Source organism: Phenylobacterium sp. (genome assembly GCF_030697305.1).
Classification (GTDB): Bacteria; Pseudomonadota; Alphaproteobacteria; order Caulobacterales; family Caulobacteraceae; genus Phenylobacterium.
Genome location: NZ_JAUYQL010000102.1, coordinates 1 through 18,157, shown reverse-complemented (window position 1 = coordinate 18,157; position 18,157 = coordinate 1). Strand labels below are relative to the sequence as shown.

Annotated in this window: 19 protein-coding genes and 1 pseudogene; 9 read left to right on the top strand and 11 right to left on the bottom strand. The window is 67.5% G+C overall.

The features are described 5' to 3' along the window. Positions 1-91: 91 nt before the first annotated feature. Positions 92-1,093: an SDR family oxidoreductase gene (locus Q8R27_RS10670; protein ID WP_305699004.1), complete on the top strand. Its 1,002-nt coding sequence runs from the start codon at positions 92-94 to the stop codon at positions 1,091-1,093. 2 nt (positions 1,094-1,095) lie between these two features. Here Q8R27_RS10670 and Q8R27_RS10665 read toward each other — a convergent pair whose 3' ends face one another. From Q8R27_RS10665 to Q8R27_RS10650, 4 genes are all read right to left on the bottom strand, one after another. Continuing rightward, entirely contained in the window at positions 1,096-2,694 is a 1,599-nt protein-coding gene (locus Q8R27_RS10665) for a peptide ABC transporter substrate-binding protein (protein WP_305699003.1), read from the bottom strand. Positions 2,695-2,796: 102 nt separating this feature from the next. Further along, complete coding sequence (locus Q8R27_RS10660) at positions 2,797-3,069, bottom strand: usg protein (protein WP_305594388.1); 273 nt, start codon at positions 3,067-3,069, stop codon at positions 2,797-2,799. Positions 3,070-3,327: 258 nt separating this feature from the next. After that, the gene (locus Q8R27_RS10655; protein ID WP_305699002.1) at positions 3,328-4,530 is read right to left on the bottom strand and encodes an acetyl-CoA C-acyltransferase; all 1,203 of its coding nucleotides are present in this window, start codon (positions 4,528-4,530) and stop codon (positions 3,328-3,330) included. A gap of 24 nt (positions 4,531-4,554) precedes the next feature. Beyond that, on the bottom strand, positions 4,555-6,639 hold the full coding sequence (locus Q8R27_RS10650) for a 3-hydroxyacyl-CoA dehydrogenase NAD-binding domain-containing protein (protein WP_305699001.1): 2,085 nt from the start codon (positions 6,637-6,639) through the stop codon (positions 4,555-4,557). A gap of 158 nt (positions 6,640-6,797) precedes the next feature. On the opposite strand from Q8R27_RS10650, the gene Q8R27_RS10645 reads away from it, so the two are divergent. Both Q8R27_RS10645 and Q8R27_RS10640 read left to right on the top strand, forming a co-directional pair. After that, positions 6,798-6,947: a hypothetical protein gene (locus Q8R27_RS10645; RefSeq protein ID WP_305699000.1), complete on the top strand. Its 150-nt coding sequence runs from the start codon at positions 6,798-6,800 to the stop codon at positions 6,945-6,947. Then, positions 6,944-7,297, top strand: coding sequence for an SDR family oxidoreductase (locus Q8R27_RS10640; protein ID WP_305698999.1), 354 nt, complete (start codon positions 6,944-6,946; stop codon positions 7,295-7,297). Before Q8R27_RS10645 ends, Q8R27_RS10640 begins: the two co-directional genes overlap by 4 nt. Before the next feature lie 9 nt (positions 7,298-7,306). Here Q8R27_RS10640 and aceB read toward each other — a convergent pair whose 3' ends face one another. From aceB to aceA, 3 genes are all read right to left on the bottom strand, one after another. Further along, the gene (gene aceB / locus Q8R27_RS10635) at positions 7,307-8,905 is read right to left on the bottom strand and encodes a malate synthase A (protein ID WP_305698998.1); all 1,599 of its coding nucleotides are present in this window, start codon (positions 8,903-8,905) and stop codon (positions 7,307-7,309) included. Between the two features lie 76 nt (positions 8,906-8,981). Then, positions 8,982-9,182 (bottom strand): hypothetical protein, encoded by a 201-nt coding sequence (locus tag Q8R27_RS10630; RefSeq protein WP_305698997.1) that lies wholly within the window; start codon positions 9,180-9,182, stop codon positions 8,982-8,984. 69 nt (positions 9,183-9,251) lie between these two features. Continuing rightward, a complete protein-coding gene (gene aceA / locus Q8R27_RS10625) occupies positions 9,252-10,544 on the bottom strand; it encodes an isocitrate lyase (protein WP_305698996.1) in 1,293 nt (430 codons plus the stop codon). Positions 10,545-10,700: 156 nt separating this feature from the next. Between aceA and Q8R27_RS10620 the strand changes: the two genes are divergently transcribed. Continuing rightward, positions 10,701-12,137, top strand: a complete 1,437-nt coding sequence (locus Q8R27_RS10620) for a short-chain fatty acyl-CoA regulator family protein (protein WP_305698995.1) — start codon at positions 10,701-10,703, stop codon at positions 12,135-12,137. Between the two features lie 16 nt (positions 12,138-12,153). Here the strand turns inward: Q8R27_RS10620 and Q8R27_RS10615 are convergent, their stop codons facing one another. Continuing rightward, positions 12,154-13,143 carry an NAD(P)H-quinone oxidoreductase gene (locus tag Q8R27_RS10615; RefSeq protein WP_305698994.1) on the bottom strand — a complete coding sequence of 330 codons (990 nt, stop codon included), beginning with the start codon at positions 13,141-13,143 and terminating at the stop codon, positions 12,154-12,156. 85 nt (positions 13,144-13,228) lie between these two features. Here Q8R27_RS10615 and Q8R27_RS10610 point away from each other — a divergent pair, with 85 nt between their 5' ends. Together Q8R27_RS10610 and Q8R27_RS10605 are read left to right on the top strand one after the other, a co-directional pair. Next, positions 13,229-13,435 (top strand): DUF1192 domain-containing protein, encoded by a 207-nt coding sequence (locus Q8R27_RS10610; protein ID WP_305698993.1) that lies wholly within the window; start codon positions 13,229-13,231, stop codon positions 13,433-13,435. Positions 13,436-13,531: 96 nt separating this feature from the next. Beyond that, positions 13,532-14,050, top strand: a complete 519-nt coding sequence (locus Q8R27_RS10605) for a DUF1465 family protein (protein WP_305698992.1) — start codon at positions 13,532-13,534, stop codon at positions 14,048-14,050. Between the two features lie 200 nt (positions 14,051-14,250). On the opposite strand, the gene rpmE is transcribed toward Q8R27_RS10605, so the two are convergent. After that, the gene (gene rpmE / locus Q8R27_RS10600; RefSeq protein WP_305595639.1) at positions 14,251-14,475 is read right to left on the bottom strand and encodes a 50S ribosomal protein L31; all 225 of its coding nucleotides are present in this window, start codon (positions 14,473-14,475) and stop codon (positions 14,251-14,253) included. Between the two features lie 116 nt (positions 14,476-14,591). Here rpmE and Q8R27_RS10595 point away from each other — a divergent pair, with 116 nt between their 5' ends. Beyond that, positions 14,592-16,439, top strand: a complete 1,848-nt coding sequence (locus Q8R27_RS10595) for an ABC transporter transmembrane domain-containing protein (RefSeq protein ID WP_305698991.1) — start codon at positions 14,592-14,594, stop codon at positions 16,437-16,439. A 7-nt stretch (positions 16,440-16,446) separates the two neighbouring features. Here Q8R27_RS10595 and Q8R27_RS10590 read toward each other — a convergent pair whose 3' ends face one another. Both Q8R27_RS10590 and Q8R27_RS10585 read right to left on the bottom strand, forming a co-directional pair. Beyond that, on the bottom strand, positions 16,447-17,004 hold the full coding sequence (locus Q8R27_RS10590; RefSeq protein WP_305698990.1) for a TetR/AcrR family transcriptional regulator: 558 nt from the start codon (positions 17,002-17,004) through the stop codon (positions 16,447-16,449). Between the two features lie 43 nt (positions 17,005-17,047). After that, a complete protein-coding gene (locus Q8R27_RS10585; RefSeq protein WP_305698989.1) occupies positions 17,048-17,425 on the bottom strand; it encodes a VOC family protein in 378 nt (125 codons plus the stop codon). A gap of 198 nt (positions 17,426-17,623) precedes the next feature. On the opposite strand from Q8R27_RS10585, the gene groES reads away from it, so the two are divergent. Both groES and groEL read left to right on the top strand, forming a co-directional pair. Further along, positions 17,624-17,938, top strand: coding sequence for a co-chaperone GroES (gene groES, locus Q8R27_RS10580; RefSeq protein ID WP_305698988.1), 315 nt, complete (start codon positions 17,624-17,626; stop codon positions 17,936-17,938). Between the two features lie 41 nt (positions 17,939-17,979). Next, positions 17,980-18,157 (top strand): annotated as a pseudogene (gene groEL / locus Q8R27_RS10575) (chaperonin GroEL); the annotation flags it as partial.

Genomic DNA, 18,157 nt, shown 5'->3' with positions numbered 1-18,157 from the left:
GCGACCCGCGCCGGCTGGCAACGGCGCTCGGAACCGCGCCGACCGTCTTGGGTTGCTCTGTCGAGATCCCATTCAGCGAGAGGTCAGGACCATGAGCGGCGCGGGCGCGGACGAGACTTTCGAGAAGGGCGCCAAGCGCGCGGAACGACAGGAGCGCGCCGTCCAGAGCAAGGTCGACGCAGCGGAAGGGCGTTCGTTCGAGGGTAAAGGGGGGAAGGAAGAGGACGAGGCGCCGATGCAGGCAGGCGCGCGCGCCTATCCCGTTCCACCATTCCCCAAGCAACACCAGGTCAAGCCAGGCGACGAGGCGGCGCTCGACCCCGCGCCGATGTACGACGCGCCGTTCTACAGGGGTTCGGGCAAGCTCGAAGGCAAGGCGGCGCTGATCACCGGCGGGGATTCCGGCATCGGCCGCGCGGTGGCCGTGCTGTTCGCCCGCGAAGGCTGCGACGTGGCGATCGCCTACCTCACCGAGGACCGGGACGCACAGGACACCAAGGCCGCCGTGGAGGCTGAGGGTCGGCGATGCCTGCTGGTCTGCGGCGACGTGGCCGATGCGGACTTCGCCCGCGCCGCGGTGGACCGCACGTTGCGCGAGCTCGGTCGACTCGACGTGCTGGTCAATAACGCCGCCTTCCAGGAGCACGTCGAGCACTTCGAGCAACTCACCGAGGCGCACTTTGACCGCACCCTGAAGACCAACCTCTACGGCTATTTCCACATGGCCAAGGCGGCCGTGCCGCACATGCCGCCGGGCGGGGCGATCGTTATGACCGGCTCCGTCACCGGCATCTCGGGGTCGAAGGAGCTGCTGGACTATTCAATGACCAAGGGCGGCATCCACGCCTTCACCCGCGCGCTGGCCGGCCACCTGATCCCCAAAGGCATCCGGGTGAACGCGGTGGCGCCGGGGCCGGTCTGGACGCCGCTGAACCCGGCCGACAAATCCGACATCAGCCAGTTCGGCGCCAAGACCCCGATGAAACGTCCAGCGCAGCCGGAGGAGATTGCGCCGGCCTACGTGTTCCTGGCCTCTCCCCAGTGCTCCAGCTACATCACTGGCGAGATCCTGCCGATCATCGGCGGCTACTGAGGCTAAGGCTTCACGCAGAGCCAGCGGATGCGGTGGAAGTTCGAGGCGTTGTCCACCCAGCCAGTGACCTTCGGGCTGACCAGCGCTCGGTTGACCACGAAGTAGATCGGCGCGATCGCCTGGTCGTCCAACATGATCTGCTCGGCGCGGGACAGCAGCTTCGCCCGCGCCATGCCGTCGGGCTCATGGTCGGCCGCATCCAGCAGCGCGTCGTAGGCAGGGTTGCGGTAGTCGCCGTAGTTCTGCGCCCCGGTGTCGGCGCGCATCAGCGCGAGAAAGGTCACGGGGTCGTTGTAGTCGGCATACCAGCCCATCGAGCCCACTTGGAAGTCGCGGTTGCGATAGGCCTCGAAAACGATCTGCCCTTCGTTCTGCTGCAGACTGGTCTCGACGCCGACCGCCTTCCAATCGGCCTGTATCGCCTGCATCAACAGCAGGGTTTCGTTGCTGCTGGCGCTCTTGATCTGGAATTTCAGCGGATGGTCCGGGCCGAAACCCGCTTGCGCCAGCAACCGTCGCGCCTCGGCCTGGCGCGCCGGATAGGCTTGGCCATAGCCGGCCATGTGGGCGTCGAACACATAGTTGGCGGTCCCCGGCGGCACGAAGGCGTAGGCCGGGATCTGACCTGCGCGCGTCAACTTGCTGGTGATGAACTCGCGGTCGACGGCCAGCGACAGAGCCTTGCGCACCCGCGCGTCCTTGAACGGCGCGAAATCGCGGGTGTTGAACGAGAGGTACGATGTCGCCAGCGAGGGATGGGTGCGGACGTACGTCGGCATTTCCTTGCGCAGACGATCGATGCGGTTGGACTGGAAGCTGGTGTTGAGGTCGAGCTCGCCACGTTGCACCCGCCGCTCCGCCAGCGCGCTGTCGGTGGTCGGATAGAAGTTGACCCGGTCGACGCAGACGTTCTTCGCGTCATAGAACAGCGGGTTCTTGACCAGTTGCACATAGTCGCCGAGCCGCCAGGCCGCGAGCTTGTAGGGACCGTTGCTGACATAGCGGCCGGGCCGCACCCACTGGTCGCCATAGCGCTCCACCACGTGCTTGGGCACCGGGAAGAAGCTGGTGTGCTTGAGCAGCTGAGGCAGGTAGGGCGCCGGGTGCGACAGCGTCAGCTCCAGCGTGCGGGGGTCCAGCGCACGGGCGCCCAGCGTCTGCGGGTCCGCTTTGCCCTCGCTCACCGCCTGGCCGTTTTTCAGCAGGAAGACCAGGTAGGCGTAGACCGAGGCGGTCTTGGGTTCGAGGATCCGCCGGTAGGCGTAGACGAAGTCGTCTGCGGTGACGGGCGCGCCGTCCGACCATTTGGCCGCGCGCAGATGGAAGGTCCACACAAGCCCGTCGGCGCTGGTCTCCCATCGCTCGGCCATGCCGGGGACGGGTGTGGCCTGCGGCGAGTCGGTGGTCAGTCCCATCATCAGGTCGCCGATGATGGCGAATTCGTCGATCAGGCTGCTGGACTGCGGGTCCAGCGTCGCAGGCTCCGAGCCGTTTCCGTATTCCAGGCAGACCTGGCCGGCCGGGCAGTCGGGCCGCTGGACCTTGCCGCCGCAGCCGGCGAGCAGCAGGGCGGCCGCGGTCAAGGCCAGGCCAAGTGACATGAAAACGCGCGGAATAGACAAAAACGGGCGCTTCCTTCGGGGCGTAGCGGTCAGCCCATCGTGTTCCACCCGAGCCCGCGGTTGTCGAGGGCTGGCGTCAGCTCAGTGCAACAGGAATTCGCCGCCTAGCGCCTTGAATTCGGCCGGCTTGATCAGCCGCGAATGCGCCACCCGCACCGAGTAGAGCGCCCCGTCGAGGGTGCGCGCCCAGAAGTCGAGGAAGGCGCGCAATTCGGGGAATTTCGGGAACAGGTCATACTCCTGCCAGAGGTAACTCTGCAGAAGCGCCGGATGGTCGGGCATCCGGTACACGATCTCCGCAGTGGTCAGTCCATAACCCTGGATCTGCTTCTTGAACTCGGGCGACGCCTTCATGTCGAACCTCGATGCTGCCTCACTGGGTTGGGCGACCAAAGCCGCCGAATCGAAGTCTACGGCGCTTAAGCATAAAAGCTTCGTGAATACAGAAAGGTTCGGCCCAGGCCGCTCTTGAGCGCTGAAAACCTGGGCGCCGTGCGGGTGACGTAGGTCGTGGCGACGCTAGCGTAGGCGAAAGTGCCGATCACGCTGAAATGAGGCGGCATGGACCCAACCCATGCGACCACTGCGGACCAGCGGACGCGACGCCCGTCCTCAGTAGATCTCGAACAGACCTGCCGCGCCCATGCCGCCGCCGACGCACATGGTGACAACGCCATACTTGGCGCCGCGACGCTTGCCCTCGATCAGCAGGTGGCCTGCGGTTCGTGCGCCGGTCATGCCAGAGGGGTGGCCGATGGAGATCGCGCCGCCCGAGACGTTCAGCTTGTCGTTCGGGATGCCCAGCCGGTCGCGGCAATAGATGACCTGGCAGGCGAAGGCCTCGTTCAGCTCCCAAAGGTCGATGTCGTCCATGGTCAGGCCGGCGCGTTCCAGCAGCTTGGGAACCGCGAACACCGGACCGATGCCCATCTCCTCCGGCGCGCAGCCTGCCACCGCGACGCTGCGGAACGCGCCCAGCGGCGTCAGCCCGCGGCGTTCGGCCTCGGCGCGCTCCATCAGCACCAGCGCGGCCGCGCCATCCGACAACTGCGAGGCGTTGCCGGCGGTGACGAACTTGCCCTCCTTGGCGAAGCGGCCGGTGCGCCACACCGGCTGCAGCTTGCGCAGGTCCTCGATGGTGGTCTGTGGGCGATTGCCCTCGTCCTGCGACAGGGTCACCTCGCGCTCGCTGGTCTCGCCCGTCTCGCGGTTGGTGACGCTCATCACCGTCGTGATCGGCGCGAGCTCGGCGTCGAAGCGCCCCTCGGCCTGGGCCTGGGCGGTGCGTTGCTGGGACTGCAGCGCATATTCGTCCTGCGCCTCGCGGCTGATGCCATAGCGGTCGGCGACCACCTCGGCGGTCTCGATCATGGTCGTCTGCAGGCCAGGGACATGCTCGACCAGCCAGGGATCGAACGCCTTGTAGTAGTTCATCTTGTCGTTCTGCACGAGCGAGACGGACTCGAGCCCGCCGCCGATGGCGATGGGGGTGTTGTCGAGGATGATCGACTTGGCCGCCGAGGCGATGGCCATCAACCCCGACGAGCACTGCCGGTCGACGCTCATGCCGGAGACCGTGTCCGGTAGGCCGGCGCGAAGCGCCGACTGGCGCGCGATGTTCTGCCCCGTCGAGCCCTGCTGGAGCGCGCAGCCCAGGATGACGTCGTCGATCTCGGCCGGATCGACGCCGGCCCGCTCCACCGCCGCGCGCACTGCGTGACCGCCCAGCGTCGCCCCAAAGGTGTTGTTCAGCGCCCCACGGTAGGCCTTGCCAATGGGGGTGCGGGCGACGGAGACGACGACGGCTTCACGCATGGATCAGTTCCCTGGTTTGTCAGCTCAGCTCTTCAGGTCGGCGAAGCGCTTGCCCTCGGCGGCCAACCTCTCGAGCAGGGGTGACGGCGCGAAACGCTTGCCCAACGACTTCTCGTAGGTTCGCATGCGATCGGCCACAGCCGCCAGCCCGAGCTGGTCAGCGTAATACATGGGGCCGCCGCGGTAGACCGGCCAGCCGTAGCCCATCACCCAGATCACATCGATGTCGGACGAGCGGATAGCCTTGCCCTCGTCGAGGATCTTCGCCCCTTCGTCGATCATCGGCAGGATCAGGCGGTCGAGGATCTCTTCGTCGCTGATCTTGCGCGGCGTCACGCCGGAGCGGGCGACGAACTCGCGGATCGCCTTCTCGGCCACCGGTGAGGGCGTGGCGTTGCGGTTGGCGTCGTAGTCGTAAAAGCCGCCGCCGGTTTTCTGGCCGAAACGGCCGAGCTCGCACATCACCTCGCGCAGGGTGGAGCCCTTCGAGGTCTCCTTGTTCCAGCCGATGTCCAGGCCGGCCAGGTCGGCCATGGCGAATTCGCCCATCGGGAAGCCGAAGTCGAACAACACGCGATCGACCTCCCAGGGCATAACGCCTTCCAGCACCAGGGCTTCCGCCTCGGCGCGCCTGCGGGCCAGCATGCGGTTGCCGACGAAGCCCGGCGAGACGCCGACAACCACGCCGACCTTGCCGATCTGCTTGGCGAGCGCGAGCGCGGTGGCGACCACCGACTTGGACGTTTTGTCGGCGCGGATGATCTCCACCAGCCGCATGACGTTGGCCGGCGAGAAGAAGTGCAGGCCGATCACCTGTTCCGGCCGCTTGGTCGCCTGGGCGATCTCGTCGATGTTCAGGTACGAGGTGTTGGTCGCCAGGATCGCGCCCGGTTTGCAAACCGCGTCCAGCTTGGCGAACACTTCCTTCTTGATGTCCATCCGTTCGAACACCGCCTCGATCACCAGGTCGGCGTCGGCGAGTGCGGCGATGTCCAGCGAACCGGTGATCAGGCCGGTGCGGGTCGCAAGCTGCTCGGCGCTCAAACCACCGCGCGACGCCGTGCGCTCATAGTTGCCGCGGATCACGCCCAGGCCGCGGTCCAGCGCCTCCTGCTTGACCTCGACGATGGTCACCGGGATGCCGGCGTTGGCGAAGTTCATGGCGATGCCGCCGCCCATGGTGCCGGCGCCCAGGATGCCGACCTTCTTGATCGCCACGGTGGGCGTTTCGCGCGGGATGTCGGGGATCTTGGCGACTTCGCGTTCGGCGAAGAAGCTGAAGCGCTGGGCCGCTGACTGCGGTCCGGCCATCAGTTCGGCGAACAGCCGGCCTTCTTCCTTGATGCCTTCCGCGAAGGGCAGGGCGACGGCCGCCTCGATGCAGCGGATGTTGTATTCCGGCGCCAGGAAGCCGCGGAACTTGCGCGCGTTGGCTTTGCGGAAGTCGGCGAAGATCTCCGGCTTGCCGCGGTCGGCGATCACCTTGGCGTCGTCTTCGCGGACCTTGCGCAGCGGGCGATTCTCGGCGACCGCGCGGCGGGCGAAAGCCAGCGCGCCCTCGCGCAGCTTGCCCTCTTCGGTCAGTTCGTCGACCAGGCCCATGGCCAGGGCGTCCTTGGCCGGCGCCGGCTCGCCGAAACCCGTCATCTCCAGCGCCTTGGCGGCCCCGACGATGCGCGGCAGCCGCTGGGTGCCGCCGGCGCCCGGCAGCAGGCCCAGCTTCACTTCCGGCAGGCCCAGCCTGGCTGAGGGCACGGCGACGCGGAAGTGCGCGCACAGCGCCAGCTCCAGCCCGCCGCCGAGCGCGGTGCCGTGGATCGCGGCGACCACCGGCTTGGGCGAAGCCTCCATCAGCGCCTGGACCTCCTGCAGCGTCGCGCCTGTGCGTACGCCGCCGAACTCGGTGATGTCCGCGCCGGCGACGAACGTGCGGCCGTCACAGATCAGCACGATCGCCTTGGCGGCGGGGTCGGCCTCAGCCTGGGTGAAAGCCTCGAACAGCCCCGTACGAACCGCCGTCGACAGGGCGTTCACCGGCGGCGAGTTGAGGGTGATCACCGCCACGTCGCCGTCGAGCGTCAGGTCGGTGACGGGGTTGATCGCGGCCATGGGTGTTTCCTGTCCCGGAGTTTCTGTACGTCGGGCGCGATGCGCCTTCGGCTGCGGGCTATTCGCGCGCCTGACTTTGCGCAAGTCAATTGCACCCGGGCTTGCCACGCCTGGCGCCGTGGGTAGGGTCCGCGTCCTCACATTCAGGGCCGGCGCCCATGGGATCTGATCTGTTTTCGTTGGCTGGTCGAACGGCGCTGGTCACCGACGGCTCGCGCGGGCTCGGCAAGACGATCGCGCGCGCCTATCTGGCCCAGGGGGCCAGGGTCTATATCTCGTCGCGCAAACCGAGCGCCCGGCCAAGGTGATCAACATCGTCTCGATCGACGGCCAGAACCCGACCCCGCAGGAGACCTATTCCTACCAGGCGTCAAAGTCGGGCCTGATGTTCCTGACGCGGCGCATGGCCGGCCATCTGGCGCCGGAGCACATCATCGTCACCGCCATCGCGCCCGGCCACTTCCCGTCGGACATGAACGCCGCGGCGCGCGAGCGCTCTGACGAGTACGCCGCGCTGATCCCCGCGCGCCGCGTCGGTACGGACGAGGACATGGCCGGCGCCGCCATCTACCTGGCCTCGCGCGCCGGCGACTATGTGGTGGGTTCGACACTCACCGTCGACGGCGGCCTGGCGATCGCGGGGGTTCGGCCGATCTGAGCGCGGCTCCTAGAGCGCGCGGTATGCCGGCAGGGTCAGGAACTCCTCGAAGCTTTCCGACAGGCTCATGTCGGCGAACAGCCGACCGGCGCGGGCGAAGCGGCCCTGGCCACAGGCGTTCAGCGCCACGCCCTCGTGCAGCGCGTTCAGCTCCTCGTCCAACAGGACGCCGAACAGATCGGCGGTGACCGTGCGGCCGTCGGCGAGCTTGGCGGCGTGGCGGATCCATTGCCAGATCTGCGCGCGGCTGATCTCGGCGGTCGCTGCGTCCTCCATGAGGTTGTAGAGCGGCACCGCGCCGCGCCCGGCCAGCCACGCCTCGATGTACTGGACGCCGATGCGGATGTTGTCGCGCAGGCCGGCCTCAGTACGTTCGCCTTCGTGCACCTTGAGCATCGCCGCGCGGTCGACGTCGACGTCCTCGCGCAGTTTGTCGAGCTGATTGGCCTGCGGCATCAGCCGGTCGAACACCTCCATGGCCACGGCGACCAAGTCAGGGTGGGCGACCCAGGTGCCGTCGTGGCCGTCGCCCGCCTCGCGCTCCTTGTCGGCGCGCACCTTATCGAAGGCGCGCGCGTTAGCCTCGGCGTCGCCCTTGATCGGGATCTGCGCGGCCATGCCGCCCATGGCGAACGCGCCGCGCCGGTGGCAGGTCTGGATCAGCTTCAGCGAATAGGCGCGCAGGAACGCCTGGCCCATGGTCATCTGCGAACGGTCGGGAGTGATCGCCTCGGCGTGGGCTTTCATCCGCTTGATGTAGGAGAAGATGTAGTCCCAGCGGCCACAATTCAGGCCGACGATATGGTCTCGCAGCTCGTAGAGGATCTCGTCCATCTCGAATGCGGCGGGCAGGGTCTCGATCAGCACGGTGGCCTTGAACGTGCCGGCCGAGAGGCCCAGCGCCGACTGGGCGTAGACGAACACCTCGTTCCACAGCCGCGCCTCCAGATGGCTCTCCATCTTCGGCAGGTAGAAGTAGGGCCCGCTGCCCGCGGCGATGGCGTTGCGGGCGTTGTGGAAGGCGTAGAGGCCAAAGTCGAACAGCGCGCCGGAGGTCTCCGCGCCGTCGACCAGCACATGGGCTTCCGGCAGGTGCCAGCCGCGCGGGCGCACGATCAGTGTCGCCGGGCGCGCCGCCAAGGCGTAGCGCTTGCCCGACACCGGATCGGCGTGGACCAGGGTCCCGTCCCAGCGGTCCTTGAGGTTCACCTGGCCCTCAATGAGGTTGTCCCAGGTCGGGCTGGTGGCGTCCTCGAAGTCGGCCATGAACACCTTCGCTCCTGAGTTCAGGGCGTTGATGATCATCTTGCGGTCGACCGGGCCGGTGATCTCCACACGGCGGTCCAGCAGGTCGGCGGGGATGCGCGCGACCTTCCAGTCGCCGGCGCGCACCGTCGCGGTCTCGGCCAGGAAGTCAGGCGTCTCGCCCGCGTCGAACGCCGCCTGTCGGCGGACGCGGGCGGCCAGCAGCTCCAGTCGGCGCGCGTCGAAGCGTCGATGCAGTTCGCCGACGAAGGCCAGTGCCTCTGGCGTCAGCACTTCCGCCCCGCGACCGGTAATCGGGGCGGCGAGCATCACCTGAGGTCGGGCGTCGAGGGCGACGGACATGAGCGTGGTTCCTTGGAACTGTTGCGGGCGGACTCTAGCGGACGCGACCGTGGGATTCTTCAGCGGCGAAAGCGTCTCAGGCGGGCATCACCAGTCGCTCGCTGGCGATCGAGAAGCGGGCCGTGGCGCAGGCCCGCGTCTCGTCCGACACACGGCGCCAGGCGCGGGTTGCGGCGTCGCGGTTTTCGAACGGCCCCATGACCTGTGGCGCTCCGGCCTTTAGAGCCTTGAACTCCATGCAGCTGTATTCGCCGCCGACGACCCAGAAGCGTTCCATGATGCTTACTCCCTGACGGCCGCGGCCATAGCCGCGACCGTCTCTTGATGGACTGGCGACGGGCGCAGCCTAAGCCGCGACCGCCTCCTTGTTGAACTGCGCGGTCTCGGTGGACTGCGACATGGCCGTGGTGGACGACAGCCCGCCGCTGATCGCCATGGCGACCTCGTCGAAGTAGCCGGTGCCCACTTCACGCTGGTGGCGGGTGGCGGTGTAGCCGTCGGCTTCCGAAGCGAACTCGGCGTCCTGCAGCTCGGAATAGGCGGCCATGCCGCGATCCTTGTAACCGCGCGCCAGCTCGAACATGCCGTGGTTGATGGCGTGGAAACCGGCCAGCGTCACGAACTGGTACTTGTAACCCATGGCGCCCAGTTCGCGCTGGAACTTGGCGATCGTCGCGTCGTCCAGGTTGGCGCGCCAGTTGAACGACGGCGAGCAATTGTAGGCCAGCAGCTTGCCCGGATACTTGGCGTGGACGGCTTCGGCGAACTGGCGCGCTTCGTCCAGGTTCGGATGCGAGGTCTCCCACCACAGCAGGTCGGCGTGCGAGGCGTAGGACAGGCCGCGGGCGATGCAGTGTTCCAGGCCCATGCCGGTCTTCAGGCGGAAGAAGCCTTCGGGCGTGCGGTCCTCGCGATCGATGAACGGATGGTCGCGCTCGTCGATGTCAGAGGTGATCAGCTGCGCCGATTCCGCGTCGGTGCGGGCGACCACGAGGGTCGGCGTCCCCATCACATCGGCGGCCAGGCGCGCGGCGTCCAGGTTGCGGATGTGCGCCTGGGTGGGGATCAGCACCTTGCCGCCCAGGTGGCCGCACTTCTTCTCCGACGCGAGCTGGTCCTCGAAGTGGACGCCCGCGGCGCCAGCTTCGATGAACGCCTTCATGATTTCGAACGAGTTGAGCGGGCCGCCGAAGCCGGCCTCGGCGTCGGCGATGATCGGCACGAACCAATCACGTTGGGCGCCGCCCTCCGAGTGTTCGATCTGGTCGGCGCGCTGCAGGGTCCGGTTGATCCGGCGGCAAAGTTCGGGCGCGGCGTTCGCGGGATAGAGCGACTGGTCCGGATACATCGCTGACGCGGTGTTTGCGTCGGCGGCGACCTGCCAGCCCGAAAGGTAGATAGCCTGCAGGCCGGCCCGGACCATCTGCATGGCCTGGTTGCCGGTGACCGCGCCCAGGCTGTTGATGAACGGCTGCTCGTGCAGCGACTTCCACAGGCGGTTGGCGCCGCGTTCCGCCAGGGTATGGCTGATCGGGAACGAGCCGCGCAGACGCTTCACATCGTCGGCGGAGTAGGGCCGCTCGATGCCGTCGAAGCGCCCCTCAGGCGCGCTGGGAACAAGATCCGAGAAGTCGTTCATAACAAGCTGGCTCCAATTGGGTGGCTGGCTGTGACAGCCTCTGGAGCCCATCTAACGCGCTATTCCCCTCGTGCGAACCCAAGCAGGCGGCGCCAAAAGGCATTCATGTCACAGACATACGTTGTCTAGTTTGTAAATATGTGACAAACCATAGGGATGGCTGTCTCGACTGAGCGGAAACTGTTCCTCGGCGCCCGTTTGAAGCGCATGCGGCGCGACCTCGGCGTCACCCAGACCCGCATGGCCGAGGATCTCGGCGTGTCGCCCAGCTACCTGAACCTGCTGGAGCGCAACCAGCGCCCGGTGACCGCCCAGGTCCTGCTGCGTCTGGCCGAGGCCTACGACTTCGATCTGAAGACCCTGTCGCAGGACCCGGAGTCGTCAAGCGCCAACGGCCTGGGCGAGGTGTTCTCAGACCAGATGTTCCGCGATCTGGGCATCGCGCGTCACGAACTGACGGAAGTGGCCGATTCCGCGCCAGCCGTGTCGGAAGCGATTATGCGTCTCTACCGCGCCTACCTGGACCAGCGGAGCATGACCGACCTGGGCGCCATCGGCCGACCGGAAGAGGGCGGATTGGTCCAGTCGGTGACCACGCCGTCCGATTGGGTGCGGGACTTCATCCAGGCGCAGAAGAACTACTTCGCCGAGTTGGAGGCGGTGGCCGAGACCCTGACCAGTGAACTGGGGTGCGAGCCGCAGGATTTCGCGGTCGCCGCCCGCGAGCGGTTGTCCAGCCGTCATGGGATCCAGGTGCGCGTGGTCCCGGTGGAGGTGTTGCCAGAATCGGTACGCCGCTTCGACCACCATCGCCGCCGTCTGTTCTTGTCCGAGGTGCTGACCGGGGCGGGGCGTTCGTTCGCGCTGGCCTATCAGTTGTCGATGATCGAGCACGGCGCGTTGCTGGATGCGATCATCGAGCGCGCCGGGCCGCCGGACCGCCCGACCAGCAACCTGCTGAAGGTGTCGCTAGGCAACTACCTGGCCGCCGCGATGTTGATGCCCTACGCCGCGTTCCACGAGGCGGCGGAACTCACCGGTTACGACATCGAACTGATGCGCGCGCGTTTCGGCGTCAGCTTCGAACAGGCCTGCCACCGGCTGACCACCTTGGCGCGGCCGGCCATGCGGGGCGTGCCGTTCTTCATGCTCCGGGTGGATTCGGCGGGCAATATCTCCAAGAGGTTCGCCGGCGCGACCTTCCCGTTCTCCCGGTTCGGCGGCACCTGCCCGCGCTGGAACATCCACTCCAGCTTCCGCACGCCGGGGCGTATCGTCACCCAGGTGGTCGAGACGCCTGACGGCCAGCGCTATTTCACTCTGTCGCGCACGGTCAGCCGCATCGCCACGCCCTATGCCGGCGAGGACTCAGAGCTCGCGGTCGGCATGGGTTGCGAGCTCAAGTACGCCGAGCGGCTGGTGTACTCGCGGGCGATCAACCTGCGCGAGCCGGTGGTCACCGGCATCGGCCCCGCCTGCCGGATCTGCGAGCGGCCGGCCTGCCCGCAGCGCGCTGCGGAGCCGATCAACCGCACCCTGATGGTCGACGACTTCACCAAGTCGATCTCGCCGTACCCGTTCGCGCCGAGCTGAGCCGCCGCGCGCCGGCTCACATCTTCAGCAGCACTTTGCCGACGTGGGTATTGGCCTCCAGGTGCAGGTGGGCTTGGGCCGCCTGGTCCAGGGGGAACACGCGATCGATCGGCGGGCGCAGGGCGCCGGATTCCACCGCCGGCCAGAAGCGGCGCTCGGCCTCGCCGATCAGCCGAGCCTTCTCGTCCGCCGCACGTGGGCGCAGGGTCGAGCCAGTGATGGTGATCCGTTTCTGCATCATCTTGCCGATGTTGAGGGTCACCTCGTTCCCGGCCTGTGCGGCGATGTATACGAGCCGGCCCAAGGGTTTCAGGGCCTCGATATTGCGGGGGAAGTAGTCGCCGCCGACCATGTCGAGGATCACGTCGCAGCCGCCATGCTCGCGGGCGACCTGGACGAAGTCCTGGGTCGTCGCGTCGACCACCACCTCGGCGCCCAGCCTGTGCGCCTCGGCGGCCTTGTCGGCGCCGCGCGCCGTAGCGATCACCTTGGCGCCATAGATCTTGCACATCTGTATGGCGGTGACGCCGATGCCGGAGGTTGCGCCGTGCAGCATCAGCGTCTGGCCAGGCTGCAGCGCGCCGCTCTCGAACACGTTGGCGAACACGGTGAGGATGGTCTCCGGCAGTGACGCGGCCTCGACCAGGTCCATGTCCGCGGGCACGGGCAGGGCGTGGCGCGCGTCGACCGCGACATATTCCGCATAGCCGCCGCCGCCCAGCAGAGCGCAGACCCGGTCGCCGACTTTCCACCGTCCCGCGCCATGCACGACGACGCCGGAAACCTCCAGGCCCATGGTCTGCGGCGCGCCAGGCGGCGAGGGGTAGAAGCCCAGGCGCTGGATAACATCGCCCCGGTTCAGGCCGGCGGCGGCCACCTTGATCAGGATCTGCCCATCGGCAGGAACCGGCCGGGGGACTTCCGCCACCTGCAGGGCCTCGGCCGGACCCTTGCCGCCCTCGATCACGATGGTCCGCATGGTCTGGTCTGCGTCTGATCCGCTCATTTGATCCCCTGGGCTTGCTTCGGCGCCTTGTGCGCGTTTGGATACATCCGCGGATCGGGACACGCAAAGGAGGCTTGCGCAGGTCATGGACGAACCGGCGGAGGCCCGCGTGGGCCGCGGCCAGCGGCCGGCCGAGGCGATGCGGGAGGATCTGGAGCTCTTCGGGGTCGTCGAGCTTGAGGAACGCATCGACGCGCTGCAGGCCGAGATCGATCGCACGCGCGCTCAGATCAAGAAGAAGCAATCGGGGCGAGCGGCGGCCGAGGCGCTGTTCGGACGTTCCGCGGACTGACGAAGCGCGCCGCGCGGCGGCGTGGCATGGGGGTTGCACAGGCTGGCGCGGCGGAGGCCTCCTCCGACAGCGAAGGATGTGCTACGTTGGTGAGTGATGATTGACGCAAACGTGACAGCCGGGCCGCAAAACGCCGCGGTGATCCAGGACTTCGCCCGTTCGGAGCTGTTCGACCGCACCTTCCAGGAGGGAATGGAGCTGGTCGAGGAGACCGCGGCCTATCTGGATGGCGCGGGGCGTCAGGAATCCAAGCAACTGTCCCGCAACGCCGCACTCGCCTATGCCGCCGAGAGCATGCGTCTGACCACGCGCCTGATGCAGGTCGCTTCCTGGCTGCTGGTCCAGCGGGCCGTGCGTGAAGGCGACATGCCGCCGGAATCCGCCTGCGAGGAACGCTATCGCCTGGGCGCCGAACAGGTGTCGGATGGTGGCGACCTCGATGACGTCGACCAGCTTCCGGCCGGTCTCATGACCCTGCTTGACCGCTCCGAGCGTCTTTATGATCGCGTGCGCCGTCTGGACCGGCGGATGTATGTCGAGATCCCGGTGCACGACGAGAGCCACACCGTGCTGGCCCAGTTCGACCGCCTGCGGACCGCTTTCGGCGGGCTCTAAGCCCCAGTCCACCCGTCTCGCTGGGTCATCGCGAGAGCTCGCATCCATTCAACGCCGTCGATGAAGTTGGCGACGCCAGCCCTCGATCCGACTCCCTCTGGCGAGAACCGGAGCTTGAGCTGATCTGGGGCGTGGTCCACGACAAACAACGCCGCGGCTTTCGGCCGCGGCGTGGCGAATGTCGGGACTTTCGTCCGGGTCTACTTGCGGGTGAAGCCGCCGAACTTGGCGTTGAAGCGCGAAACACGGCCGCCACGGTCGAGCAGATGCTGGCTGCCGCCGGTCCACGCCGGGTGCGTCTTCGGGTCGATGTCGAGGTTCAGCGTCGCATCGGCCTTCTGATAGGTCGAGCGGGTGCGGTAGCTGGTCCCGTCGGTCATCACCACGGTGATGAAGTGATAGTCCGGGTGGGTGTCTTGTTTCATCGCGCGGACGCCTGACGTAAAGGAGCAGCCATTGAAGCGTCGCAACGGGCGGCGGCGCTGAAAGAAGCCGCGCGTATACAAGAAGCACCGCGCAAAAAGCAAGGGCGTGAGAGCGTATGGACGAGTCGAGCGCGCAGGGCGCCGCCCGCGAGCGGCCGGGCGCAGGCGCAGCCTTGGCCTCCAATCTGACCGAATCCGCCCAGCGCCGCGACCGCAGCCGCAATGTCGGCGCTCTTCGCCGGCTGATCCCGTTCGTCCGCCGCCACTGGCCCGATGCGGCCGGCGCCGGCGTCTTCCTGCTTACCGCCACCGCGTCCACGCTGGGCATGTCCGCAGCCTTGCGTTTCCTGGTCGACCATCTGACCGGCGCACACGCCACCCACGGCTCCATCGACCGCTGGTTCCTGCTGATCGGCTTGGTGGCCCTGGCGCTCGCCGCGTCCTCGGCGCTGCGCTATTTCTTCGTCACCAAGCTGGGCGAGCGGATCGTCGCCGACCTCCGCCAAAGCGTCTACGCCCACGTCCTGACCCTCGATCTCGCCTTCTTCGCCCGCGCGAAGACCGGCGAGGTGCTGTCGAGGCTGACCACCGACCTGCAGATCGTCGAGACGCTGATGGCGACATCGGTGTCGGTCGCCCTGCGCAACCTGCTGACCTTGGTCGGCGCTTTGGCGCTGCTGGTGGTGGTGAGCCCCCGGCTCACCGGCCTGGTGCTGCTGCTGTTCCCGCTGGTGCTGGCGCCGTTGTTCCTGATGGGACGGCGCGTGCGCCGGCTGACGGCTCACGCCCAGGACCGTTTCGCCGAAGCGATCGGCCACGCCGGCGAGACACTTGACGCGCTGGAGACCGTGCAGGCCTTCGGGCGCCAGGCCTCGGCCGCCGGGCGCTTCGACGCCGCGGTGGAGGCGGCGTTCGCCACGTCGCTGCGGCGCATGACCGCGCGCGCCCTGATGACCAGCCTGGTCATCGCCCTGGTGTTCGGCGGCGTCGTGGTGATCTTCTGGCTGGGCGTCCACGCTGGCCTGCGAGGCGAGATGAGCTGGGGCTCGCTGTTCCAGTTCGCCTTCCTGTCGGTGATGGCCGCCGGCGCGGTCGGCGCCCTGGGCGAGACCTGGGGCGATGTGCAGAAGGCGGCCGGGGCCATGGAGCGCGTCTCCGAGCTGCTGGACGCTCAACCGGCGATCGGCGCGCCCGCCGATCCCCTGCCGCTGCCCGTTCCCGCGCAGGGCCACATTGTGTTCGAGGACGTCACCTTCGCCTATCCGGGCCGCCGCGACGCGCCCGCCCTGCGCGGCTTCTCGCTGGAGGTGAAGCCCGGCGAGCGGGTGGCGCTGGTCGGTCCTTCGGGCGCCGGCAAGAGCACCGTGCTGCGCCTTCTGCTGCGCTTCTACGACCCGCAACTGGGCGCGGTGCGTCTGGATGGCGTAGACCTGCGCAGGGTCGATCCTGCGGACGTGCGGGGGCGGATGGCGCTGGTCGCACAGGATTCGCCACTGTTCTCTGGCTCGGCGGCGGACAACATCTTATTCGGACGCGAGGACGCCAATCCGCAGGCCGTGCGTGAAGCCGCCCGCGCTGCTCAGGCCGAAAGCTTCCTCGACGCCCTGCCGCAAGGCTTCGACACCGTCGTGGGCGAGCGCGCGCGCAGTCTCTCCGGCGGCCAGCGTCAGCGGCTCGCGATCGCCCGCGCCCTGGTCCGTGAAGCTCCGGTGCTGCTGCTGGACGAGGCCACCAGCGCCCTCGACGCGGAGAACGAGCGCCTCGTGCAGCGGGCTCTGGATGAGGCGATGAGCGGGCGCACGACCCTGGTCATCGCCCACCGCTTGGCCACAGTGCTGAAAGCCGACCGCATCGTGGTGATCGACGAGGGCAGGGTGGTCGAACAGGGCTCGCACGCCGAACTTGTCGCTCGAGGCGGCCTCTATGCACGCCTGGCGGCGCTGCAGTTCGGCGAGGCGGCCTAACGCCGCTTCAGCGCGGCGCCGCCAGGTCGAACCATGCTGCGAGGCTCTCGGCGACATAGTCGGCCAAGCGCCCGCGACGCTGGACGCCCCACTGCTGCAGCGCGCCGCACCACTGCGCCTCGACCAGACGCGCGGCGATGTCGGGGTCGATCGCCAACGGCGGCAGCCTTTGCGCGACCGCCATCCGCAACAGGTCGGCGCGTTCACAAGCCAGCTTGTTCAGGTCCGGATCGCGGACGTCCTGGTGCAGCCACAAAAGCTGCTCGGCCAGAGTCGCCTCGTCGTCGTCGCCGGGCGTCAGGCTCCAGAACAGATCCACCACCGCTTCGACGCCGACTTCGCGCGGCGCGGACTCGAGCAAGGTTGCGAACTTCCGGTTGCTCAACGCCACGGCGCGGATGGTCAGGCGGCGCTTGTCGCCGAACCGCTGCAACAAGGTGGCGGGTGCGATGCCGGCTACCGCGCCGACGTCTGCCAGCGTGAAATCGATCGGCCCCTTGGCGAACATCACGCCGATGGTCGCCTCCAGCACCTGTTCGTCGCTGCGCAGCTTCACGCGGGGCACGATCGATCCTCAATAAATGATCGATCACTTATACAGTGTGTCGCTACGGCGCGCTATGGCAGACCGCTTCGACGTTGTGTCCATCCGGGTCCCGCACAAAGGCGCCGTAATAGTTCGGATGGTAGTGAGGCCGCAGGCCCGGCGCGCCGTTGTCGCGGCCGCCCGCAGCGAGCGCGGCGGCATGGAAGGCGTCGACCGTGGCCCGGTCCGGAGCGGCGAAAGCCACATGGGCCCCGAGCGTCGATTCTCCGCCCTGATGAAGCCAGAAGAACGGCTTCATCCCTTCTCCGTAGCCGCGCAGGGAGACGTCCGGCGTCGTCACCGTGCGCAGCACCGACAGGCCTAGCGGCGCCAGGGCGGCGTCGTAGAACGCCTGCGCACGCTCAAGGTCCGTCACGTTCAGGCCAACATGATCCAGCATAAGGTCCCTCGTGGCGTCGCTCTCGTGAGCGCTCTCTTCGTGTCTGGCGCGATGTGTTTTGCGGCCGTCCAGCTTGACTCTCTGGCGCCGCCTGACTACCTCCAAGCCGCGTTAGCACTCGCGCCGCTCAACTGCTAACAGTCGCGCGCCGTTGGCTAAGGCTACCACAATCAACCGTCTCGAACGGAGAATGAAAAAATGGCGTTCCGTCCTCTGGGTGACCGCGTGCTCGTGAAGCGCGTCGAGGAAGAAGCAAAGTCCAAAGGCGGGATCATCATCCCCGACACCGCCAAGGAAAAGCCGCAGGAAGGCGAAGTCGTCGCCGTTGGTCCTGGCGCGCGTGACGACTCCGGCAAGATCCAGCCGCTCGACGTCAAGCCCGGCGACCGCATCCTGTTCGGCAAATGGTCCGGCACCGAGGTGAAGCTCGATGGCGACGACCTGCTGATCATGAAGGAAAGCGACATCCTGGGCGTCCTCGACGCGATCACTGCGGCCCGCGCCGCGGCCTGATCTCGCCGACCACGACATTCCTCTTCTGAAAGGCCACCAACATGGCAGCTAAAGACGTTTATTTCTCATCCGACGCGCGCGACCGCATGCTGCGCGGCGTCAACACCCTGGCCAACGCCGTAAAAGTGACCCTGGGCCCCAAGGGCCGCAACGTGGTCATCGAAAAGTCCTTCGGCGCTCCGCGCTCGACCAAGGACGGCGTGTCGGTCGCCAAGGAAA

What these genes read in the sequence shown, in the direction of transcription:
- Q8R27_RS10670 (WP_305699004.1), top strand. Translation starts at nt 92, where the DNA reads ATGAGCGGCGCGGGCGCGGACGAGACTTTCGAGAAGGGCGCCAAGCGC.
- Q8R27_RS10665 (WP_305699003.1), bottom strand. Translation starts at nt 2,694, where the DNA reads ATGTCACTTGGCCTGGCCTTGACCGCGGCCGCCCTGCTGCTCGCCGGC.
- Q8R27_RS10660 (WP_305594388.1), bottom strand. Translation starts at nt 3,069, where the DNA reads ATGAAGGCGTCGCCCGAGTTCAAGAAGCAGATCCAGGGTTATGGACTG.
- Q8R27_RS10655 (WP_305699002.1), bottom strand. Translation starts at nt 4,530, where the DNA reads ATGCGTGAAGCCGTCGTCGTCTCCGTCGCCCGCACCCCCATTGGCAAG.
- Q8R27_RS10650 (WP_305699001.1), bottom strand. Translation starts at nt 6,639, where the DNA reads ATGGCCGCGATCAACCCCGTCACCGACCTGACGCTCGACGGCGACGTG.
- Q8R27_RS10645 (WP_305699000.1), top strand. Translation starts at nt 6,798, where the DNA reads ATGGGATCTGATCTGTTTTCGTTGGCTGGTCGAACGGCGCTGGTCACC.
- aceB (WP_305698998.1), bottom strand. Translation starts at nt 8,905, where the DNA reads ATGTCCGTCGCCCTCGACGCCCGACCTCAGGTGATGCTCGCCGCCCCG.
- Q8R27_RS10630 (WP_305698997.1), bottom strand. Translation starts at nt 9,182, where the DNA reads ATGGAACGCTTCTGGGTCGTCGGCGGCGAATACAGCTGCATGGAGTTC.
- aceA (WP_305698996.1), bottom strand. Translation starts at nt 10,544, where the DNA reads ATGAACGACTTCTCGGATCTTGTTCCCAGCGCGCCTGAGGGGCGCTTC.
- Q8R27_RS10620 (WP_305698995.1), top strand. Translation starts at nt 10,701, where the DNA reads ATGGCTGTCTCGACTGAGCGGAAACTGTTCCTCGGCGCCCGTTTGAAG.
- Q8R27_RS10615 (WP_305698994.1), bottom strand. Translation starts at nt 13,143, where the DNA reads ATGAGCGGATCAGACGCAGACCAGACCATGCGGACCATCGTGATCGAG.
- Q8R27_RS10610 (WP_305698993.1), top strand. Translation starts at nt 13,229, where the DNA reads ATGGACGAACCGGCGGAGGCCCGCGTGGGCCGCGGCCAGCGGCCGGCC.
- Q8R27_RS10605 (WP_305698992.1), top strand. Translation starts at nt 13,532, where the DNA reads ATGATTGACGCAAACGTGACAGCCGGGCCGCAAAACGCCGCGGTGATC.
- rpmE (WP_305595639.1), bottom strand. Translation starts at nt 14,475, where the DNA reads ATGAAACAAGACACCCACCCGGACTATCACTTCATCACCGTGGTGATG.
- Q8R27_RS10595 (WP_305698991.1), top strand. Translation starts at nt 14,592, where the DNA reads ATGGACGAGTCGAGCGCGCAGGGCGCCGCCCGCGAGCGGCCGGGCGCA.
- Q8R27_RS10585 (WP_305698989.1), bottom strand. Translation starts at nt 17,425, where the DNA reads ATGCTGGATCATGTTGGCCTGAACGTGACGGACCTTGAGCGTGCGCAG.
- groES (WP_305698988.1), top strand. Translation starts at nt 17,624, where the DNA reads ATGGCGTTCCGTCCTCTGGGTGACCGCGTGCTCGTGAAGCGCGTCGAG.